Source organism: Halalkalibacter oceani, assembly GCF_023715705.1.
Lineage (GTDB): Bacteria > Bacillota > Bacilli > Bacillales > Bacillaceae_D > Halalkalibacter > Halalkalibacter oceani_A.
Genome location: NZ_JAMBOS010000007.1, coordinates 180,707 through 189,207 on the forward strand (window position 1 = coordinate 180,707; position 8,501 = coordinate 189,207).

Here is an 8,501-nt window from a genome sequence, read left to right on the forward strand (position 1 = left end):
CACCTATAAGCGAAGAAAAAGAGGGTTTCGAACCCCCTCATGTTAATCTTTTTTATAAAATTCACTTTCAAAGCCATCGGCACGAAGTACAAGGTCTTCTGCCCAAGACGGTGACTGGCTCATAAGAGCACAGATTTCTTCTACTTTTGTTTCAAATGGTGCTTCTACAACCACTTCATCGTGGACATGCATAACAATTTTATGACCTGCTTTATCTATAATTCTCATGGCAAAGCAAAGGAGATCCCTTGATATGGCCTGGACTATGTTTTCCACAATTTTAGGACCATAACTTTCAATGCGCTCCCATTTTTTTGTAGCCCCAATCCCTTCATACGTTAGTCCTTCTTTACCGAATTTGTTTAACAGAATTTTTGGTTTTACATAAGCCAATTTTCTCTCTGATGGTAAGCTTATAAAAAGCATACCGCTTTGGTATTCAAAAGTAATACCATGAGTCTTTGCCCTGCTTCTTTCTTTAATAGCTTTAATCGCAGCATGATCTACAGCCCACCATAGCTTTACTATATTGGGGTTTGCTTCTCGCCAAGTGTAAACCAAGGGCTTTAATTCATCTTCGGTAAGCCCCATATCCAAAGCTCCCATCGCTGTTAAAGCTCCGACAGAGCCGCCGTAGCCAAGAGCCAGTTCTGCAATTTTTCCTTTCTGCCGAAGAGGACTTCCTTTAGTTATTTTTTCTATAGGTACATTAAACATCTGAGAGGCTGATGCTTCATAGATTTTCCCATGAGTAGCAAAGACTTCATTTCTCCAAACCTCCCCAGCAAGCCAAGCAATGACTCTGGCTTCAATGGCACTAAAGTCTGCAATGATAAACTTATGGTCTTTACTTGGTATAAAGGCAGTTCTGATTAACTGGGATAACACTCCCGGCACAGAGCTATATAAAAGTTCTAATGTATCAAACTGACCGGCTCTTACTAAACTCCTTGCTTCCTTTAAATCCGGCAGGTGATTTTGCGGCAGGTTCTGCACCTGAATAAGCCTGCCTGCAAAGCGACCTGTTCTGTTAGCCCCGTAAAACTGAATCAAACCTCTGGCTCTTTTATCTTTACCTACGGCATTTTCCATAGCGGTGTATTTCTTTACGCTGGACTTAGCTAATAGTTGACGCAACTTTAGTATTTTACTTAAATTATCCGGGGCATCTTCTAATAATGCCTTTACTGATGCCTTATTTAGGCTTTCTGTTTCAATTCCATTCTCTAAAAGCCAGCCTTTCATCTGGGCTACTGAATTAGGATTTTCTAAGCCGGTCAGCTCTTTTAGCCTAGTGATGGTTTCTTCCCTTACTTTTGCATCACAATAAATAGCTTGGTGCATTAGCTCTAAATCAAGCTCAATACCCCGGTCGTTTATCCTTTGGTCTAAGATAAAGTTCTCCCATTCAGCTTCCGGCAGGGGAAATTTCTTCAACTTTTCCTGTATGGCGATTTCTACTTCAACGTCCCGAAGGTTATATGCTTTAAAACTTTCCCACTTATACGGATCATGCTCCGGCAGGTTTCTGGTCCTTCCCCCATTTGCTTTGGTGGGTTTACAGGGAACAGAAAAATACCTGATAAGATCTTTACCTTCAGCTAGCTTTTTCTTATCAGCACCTGTTACTATTGCTGCGCCTTCTAAAGACAGGGGAAGTCCAAGATAAGCCGACCAGACCATAGTACAGCGCCAGGACTCCGGTTTTAAATAGACGCCAAGGTATCTGGATAGGCAAATCCGTTCAAATTGAGCATTAAAAGCCCATTTAATTATTTTAGAATCAATTAAAGCATTTATAATTTCTTCCGGCAGCTTTTCACCATTAGCCAAATCAACAACTTGAACCTCGCCACCATCAACTGAGTAGGCAAAGAGGAGTATTTCAAAATCTGCCGCTTCTACATAACGGTAAACACCGGATTTAGCAAGGTTTTCACTACTAAAGGTTTCTATATCAATTTCTAATGTTACCATTAAATTCTCCTCTCCTTATATAGAGATGGGGTAGCGAAGCAAAACCCCGCCACCCGGAAGTCTACTTATTCTAGGAAAGAAAATCTTCATCCACATCAGTGGCAAAATCATCTGCTGCACTACTCTTACCACCTAAAGGATCGCCGTCCTTAATTTTTTGGATATTTCCCAGTCCAACGGCCACACCTTTATTACCGTTTGTATTAAACGCATAAAAATTAACGCTGACCCTGGCATACACACCTGAATAAACCTCTGAGCGATCCAATATCGGATTGATATCCTTATCTACTATTTGAGGAGCAGTTATGCTATTAGCGTTGATAAAATAACTGTTTGCATAAGCTTCGTCATTTTCTCTGTCCACATCCCCATCCCTAAGAGGAAGCTTTAATGCGGCTTTGTTTGGGATTTTACCCCCATACCTACCTTTGCCTTCTTCTATGGCTGCATTGATTGCTTCATTGACAGCATTTAGAGTTTTCATATCGCTTTTAGGGATAATGATGCTAACACTATACTTTTCAGCTCCACCATTGATGGATTTTGGCTCCCACACATTTGCATAAGATAGTCTGACAATTCCGGTGATGACTTTTGTAGGGTTCGTTCTTTTTGCTGTGTTTGACATCGTATTAAACCTCCATAAAATCATTTTTTGCTGATGATGTATTTATTTCTGGACGCTTGTCAGAAATAGGTACTAGCGTCGGTTTGCCCGGTGGTTTCATAACTAGCCCACCGAGTATTTCATTAAACTTGGACTTTCCCATCAATTTTTCCATTTTAGTTAAGGTGATGAGGCTTTGCTTGTATATGTCGCGGTAACCTGCTTTCTCTGCCGCTTCTGCGACTGCATCTTCATTTGTGTATTTGCGGTTGGACCTGCCTTCAACTACTTTAAAGCCCGGCCACCGTTTTCCGTGATTAACCGCCGCATCGGTTGCATAGGCCATAATTTCATTTGCCCAGCTGGTCAAATCGCCGATAGAAGAAAGAATCTCTGCGATTTCCTCATCGGATAGTAGTGGCGGCAAAGCAAACTCAAACGAAGCTAGTTTCATTTTTGCTTCCGCTCTTGCCCGGCATTTTACTGCTGCCCGGCAAAATTGGCACCATTCTCCGGGATGATAGTTTCCATCGCCTACGAAGGCAAGCTCCGCCTTAGGTTTCAAGATCTCATCAGCCCACTGATACAGACTTTCCTTTGATACAGCCCATGTACTGATATTTTCACGTCGTGGTTGATAAATGGTCATTGAAACCGTATCGATGTCATAGATGCCATCAAATAGCTCTAGTGCACCAAGGGCATAAAGCTTCATTTGGGGATTGTCCTCTGAGCTGACTAAGACACCCTGACCATACTTAAAATCTATAATGTGTAGAGCCCCGTCAGCAATGATTACACAGTCCCCGGTTCCAAAGCCATCAGGCACATACTTTGAAAAATTCAATCGCTGTTCAATTAAGACAAGGGGGTCATTACAAGACTGTTTTGCCTGTTCGACGATTTCGAGTACAAACTCCACGTATCCGTCAGTGTAGGTATCCATCTCATCAGAGTCATAAGGAGAAACCGGTTTTTTTGAATGCATCTTCAACGCTTTGCGAAGTTTGTGTTCACTTAATGCATGGGCAGCCGTTCCTTCGACTGCGGCTGCACCGCTATTATCATCAAATTCCAGTTCCAATCTCGCCGACGGTGTACAATTCATCCAGCGATGGGCTCCAGATGCAGAGAGAATCGCATGGCCCAGGCCAGCCTCTCTTGTGCCTTTGGCACAATTCACCTTCTGTTTTCTCATTTCAATTCCTCCGCATCCGCAAGAAGCGCGGCATACTTGCTAGGATCAATTTCACTGAGCTTCGATGCACCGTACTTTTGCAGTAAGGCTCGAACTTCAGCTGTAAATCCATCATGGCTCTTTTCCGCAAGTACAGCCCTTACCTCTTCCAAGCTGATTTGCTTTTCTGCTTTTACAGACTGTTGCTTTTTTGAACTTTCTTTCTCATTACTTTCCAATAACCCAGCAATGGCTTGTACACTTTCCGAAAGATTGTTCAAATCTGTCACTACATTCAAAAGAAGTTTAACCCGACTCAAAGTTCCCCACCTCTTTTCTGAATTTCTTTAATTTCCACTGTTTCAACTGAGTCCCCCGGTGTAATGACAAGTAGATTCACTTCTTTTCCAAGTAGCCAATCAAGCATTCTACTTCGCATTGTTTTTCGCTTGCCTTGAACCACCTGTCCTTTTTCACCATTTGACTTTGTCACATTGATGGTGACTTTATGATTTAGACTCATTCAAAACACCCCTTTCCGAGGGTTCATGTTTTGCCCCTCACCTATATGCGAAAAATATCCGCAGTTCGAACCCCTCTTTTAAAAATGGGATAGTTAAAAAATTTCTCGTTAAGAGAGTAACCTCCGTAATTTTTTGTATATTTTATTTAAGCGGTTTCGTATAGCAGCTTCCGTAACTCCTTCTTCCGCGGCAATATCCGTGTTCGTTCGATTCTCTTCCCATACTTGCTTTAATAAATCCCTTTGTTGGGGAAGTAGCTGTGATTTTGCTTTCGTTAACTTACTGATCATCGCCTGTTTTTCTTGCGCATTTTCAGCCGCTATTATCTGATTGAGTGGGTTGGCATCGTGATCCGCTAATCGTTTGTTATAGTCACTTGCCCCGGTGCTATCTCCGTCTGTAAAATCTTCCAGGTGTCCGTCCAATTTATAAATATTTCGATTCCAAGCTTTTACTTCTTCATCATTCAATGAATGATTTAACTGAATGTCGATTTCTGTCACACCGCATTTCCCGGGGGTGATGGTTGTCCTGTCCCCGTTTGCGAAATAATAGATGTACTCCGTTCTCTTTTTCAGGCTTGTCCTATATTTCTTTTTCAAGATGATGCCCCTTTCCCGAGTGAGAAAAGGGCATGACAATCAGCCGAAAAACTCACCGTTTTTTTAAAAACGAGAGCCGTTTGGCTGTACTAGTTGATCAGGCTATTTCCGCCGTTAAGACAAGCTTAAGGGGTGAAAAGGGTGCTATGTCGGACACCTTGTGCCCGCATAATTGGACTGTAAAAAGGGGTCTTTTTGCGTGGAAATGTAAATAAAGCATAAAAAAAAGAGCCATACACTAGCCCTTTATTGGGGTTCATGTATGGCTCTTATGGATTTAGACATAAAGAAACCGGACATCCCGTGTCCGCTTTTTTAAAATATTATAATGGCTCAGCACCGATTTCTTGCAAGAAGTCCCTAATTTCATCCATTGTATCAGCATATTTATATTTAAGTACAAAATTGTAAAAGATGTGACTTTCATTCGTGTAATTGAGCGAGTATGGGGATTTTTCAATAATGTGATAACTTATTTCCGGTGGAAGGTGCAGGCCAAGGCAAATCAAAATCAACGAATTGAGTGATCCTTGTTTTTCTCCATTCACAATGCGCCGGATCGTACGCTCATTCATGAGTGTCCTTTCCGCTAATTCTTCATAGGTCACACCCTTCCACTCTCTTACCATTTTAAGACAGGCAGTATAGCCGTTTGGTAGTTCATTATAGATGCGGGCGTTTTCCGCTAATTCTTCTGCTAGTAATTGCTTCTTCTTTTCCGGCGTTGCATATTGGTAACCTTTCCCGTACACCGTGTCAAATCTAATGGTGGAAGTTTCATCCCTGTTTAAGAAACATTCTGTATGGTATCTTGTTTCGATACCTGTTCTAACAGAGAGGTCAAATACGAGACAACATTCTTCCATATGAGTACGAGCATAATCTGTCAATGCGGTATGCCCGAATATATCCCGTGTTATATATTTGGGATGATTTAAAACGAAATGGGCGTCTACATATTGATAACTACCATCATTTGTAAGGGAGATGAATGCCGGATTTGTTGCGGCCTGAATAGCTGCATCTTGCGCACTAATCGAAAAGGTTTGATTCTTTTCCAATGCACCTTTTTTAAATCTATGTGGCTTCACATAGCGCCCGTCTATGTAGGTGAATGTACCGATGGCTTCTTCATACCCCGCATCAATCATACGGATTTTAGCAGCTAATCGGGAAACGCCGAAAAATTGGGATAATGCATCAATAACCGGTTCCATGACATCAATCATTTCATCGGTATCCATCTCACGGCGGTATTGCTTGATGAATTCGAAGGCTTTGGTTTTGAACATGGCTAATGGCATTTGGATTCTTGGGGTGAGGGAATTGGCCTGCCATTCCATCCAGCCGGTGGCGTCCCTTTCATCGTCCTTTATGCCGCCTGTTGTTTTACAGCTAATTTTGGTGGCGCTTTCGTTATACAGGCGCTCAAGTTCAAAGGCTTTCCTGTGCTTGTCCCAGTGCACGCATTCATGGACAATGGTGTTATTGACCATACCTAAATTGCGCAGAAAGTAGCCTTCGGGATCGACGATGATGGTTCGCGCCTTGATGAGTGTCTTTACCCATTCTTCTTTATTGGAATCATAGAATTCTGCCTCTGAGTCATGGAAGTAGATTTGACCGAAGATGGAATAGTCTTTCGTTATATTCTTTAGTTCCACCTTAAGCCCCATATCCTCGGCTAATTTCTTCGGGTCGATCGCCATGGGGGTTTTTAAGGCTTCTGGATAATACTTGCGCAAAAAGTCATTGGCAATCGCATCCAAGTTCTCGCTTCGTATATAGGGGACAAGAGCATCGGACAGGGGATTATCTATTTTGTCTTTTTGGTTGTATACGCTTACAAAAGTAATTTTAAAATCATCAAGATTATGAGCCAAATCACCGGTGCATGAAAGAGAAAACCATTGGAAACATTGGTTGAATTCATCATAGTGATAGTCACCTTCGCTAACTTCAATTTCACCCTCCACAACGACATCAAAGCCGATTTTCATTCCCGGGAGGTCATTAATTGATACAAATTTTATTTCCATATCCGCGAGAGAAACTTCGCCCACTCTGTGCACATTACGAAGCCTTAGATCAAGATTATCGATATTATCTTCAACAAAATCTTCTGTGGCCAAATAAAGCTCGTTATAAAACCTGCTTTTGACATATTCTTTAAAAGACCGATTACCAGCCATGAGACAACCTCCCCCGCTGATGAAACTATCATTCTATAGGAAAATTATAGCATATTTTGTCGTAGATTTGCTTTTTGCACGGTGGAGGTGTGCTTTTGTATGTAGAACAAAAAAGAGGAACAATCACAATTGATCCTTCTTTGGCGGGCACTGCCGGGTAACCCTCGGCGGGATGCTCTTAAGTATTATTTTCCCTTATCAAAAATGTTCCCTGAGCGGGACAAGGAAGCGCACGTTCCCTGTGTAGTTGTATTATATATCTTTCCATCGCAATTCATCAAATTATATATAGTGGTAAAAAAGTGGTTATAATGTTTAATGGTTGAACATACTATGTAACACGGCTGTATAGGTTCGAACTGTACAGCCAAGATCACAGTGGTTGTTGGGGGTTAGGACTCCAACAGCCTTCATCTTTGGACTTTATCCAAATCTTCTTTCTGGAATACAAAATGATCATCACAAATTCCTTTCAAATAGCCACCTTTTTGTTTATCAACTAATCCCAATATGACGTTTTTCCCGTAATTTCTCACAACATTTATAGCGGGTTCATAATCGGTATCGGCACTCAGGAGGACGGCTTCATCATAAGCATTTTGAAAAGCCAATGAAACCAAATCGACAGCTATGTTTACATCTGTTCCCTTTTCAGAAAATATATCATGGCCATTTTCATTTTTCCCCATATACATAAGAAAACCGACCTTTGCGATACATTTTGATATATTTTTATTCAAATAATCTGCAAACCTATCTGTCGCTTGTGCTTTATCTTTGTCCTTTGAACTTTTAGCAGTGTAATAATATAATCTTTGAAGAGAACCTCCCAACTTTTCTTGCGCTATGTATTCACCTAATTTTCTGTAATCAAGCCTCGTCTGGGAACCATATAGGTTATTAACGGCAGCCTCAAAGTTGTTCCCATCAATAAACACCATCACTCTTTTCATGTTATCCCCCTGAACAGTTTAAAGGCGTTAGCCTCGAATGCTAACGCCTTTTTCGCTCTTTTTTTTACTTAGACGGAATAAACAACACCAATCGCAAAAGTGCGTTATAATAGACGTATAAACTATATTGGTTGGTGTTTATTTATGCGTACAAAGAATAGATTAATGTTAATGACGTTCTACAATGTCTGGATCTTGACGGCGCTAATTGTCCTAAAACTGACGGATTCACTGTCCAAAATGAAGAGGAAGCAATCCTTTGCTCCCCCTTCATTTTACAAATCTACTTGATACGTTTCATTTTTCTTAAGATAAAATTTTACTTCATTTCGGCCAGTCACGATATACCAGTCTCTGCCAAGTTCCAAGCGGCAGGGAAGAGTCCGACCATATCCTAGATGAAGATCAAACCATTCACCGTATCGCATCTTATAACCTAAATTCTCACCCCACAACACAACCCAAC

At 41.3% G+C, this 8,501-nt stretch carries 9 protein-coding genes; all 9 read right to left on the reverse strand.

What is annotated here, in order from left to right:
* Window positions 1-42: 42 nt before the first annotated feature.
* Complete coding sequence (locus tag M3212_RS09700) at window positions 43-1,977, reverse strand: DNA polymerase (protein ID WP_251193766.1); 1,935 nt, start codon at window positions 1,975-1,977, stop codon at window positions 43-45.
* Between the two features lie 70 nt (window positions 1,978-2,047).
* Window positions 2,048-2,608 (reverse strand): DUF2815 family protein, encoded by a 561-nt coding sequence (locus M3212_RS09705; RefSeq protein ID WP_251193767.1) that lies wholly within the window; start codon window positions 2,606-2,608, stop codon window positions 2,048-2,050.
* A gap of 4 nt (window positions 2,609-2,612) precedes the next feature.
* Window positions 2,613-3,785: a DUF2800 domain-containing protein gene (locus tag M3212_RS09710; RefSeq protein ID WP_251193768.1), complete on the reverse strand. Its 1,173-nt coding sequence runs from the start codon at window positions 3,783-3,785 to the stop codon at window positions 2,613-2,615.
* Window positions 3,782-4,084: an rRNA biogenesis protein rrp5 gene (locus M3212_RS09715; protein WP_251193769.1), complete on the reverse strand. Its 303-nt coding sequence runs from the start codon at window positions 4,082-4,084 to the stop codon at window positions 3,782-3,784. The genes M3212_RS09710 and M3212_RS09715 overlap by 4 nt, the downstream gene beginning before the upstream one ends.
* On the reverse strand, window positions 4,081-4,287 hold the full coding sequence (locus tag M3212_RS09720) for a hypothetical protein (protein ID WP_251193770.1): 207 nt from the start codon (window positions 4,285-4,287) through the stop codon (window positions 4,081-4,083). The genes M3212_RS09715 and M3212_RS09720 overlap by 4 nt, the downstream gene beginning before the upstream one ends.
* Window positions 4,288-4,395: 108 nt before the next feature.
* Entirely contained in the window at window positions 4,396-4,890 is a 495-nt protein-coding gene (locus M3212_RS09725; RefSeq protein ID WP_251193771.1) for an RNA polymerase sigma factor, read from the reverse strand.
* Between the two features lie 323 nt (window positions 4,891-5,213).
* Window positions 5,214-7,082 carry a helix-turn-helix domain-containing protein gene (locus tag M3212_RS09730; protein ID WP_251193772.1) on the reverse strand — a complete coding sequence of 623 codons (1,869 nt, stop codon included), beginning with the start codon at window positions 7,080-7,082 and terminating at the stop codon, window positions 5,214-5,216.
* Window positions 7,083-7,492: 410 nt separating this feature from the next.
* On the reverse strand, window positions 7,493-8,035 hold the full coding sequence (locus tag M3212_RS09735; protein WP_251193773.1) for an NYN domain-containing protein: 543 nt from the start codon (window positions 8,033-8,035) through the stop codon (window positions 7,493-7,495).
* 275 nt (window positions 8,036-8,310) lie between these two features.
* A partial coding sequence (locus tag M3212_RS09740; protein ID WP_349774185.1) for a DUF5348 domain-containing protein occupies window positions 8,311-8,501 on the reverse strand: 191 nt, incomplete at its 5' end.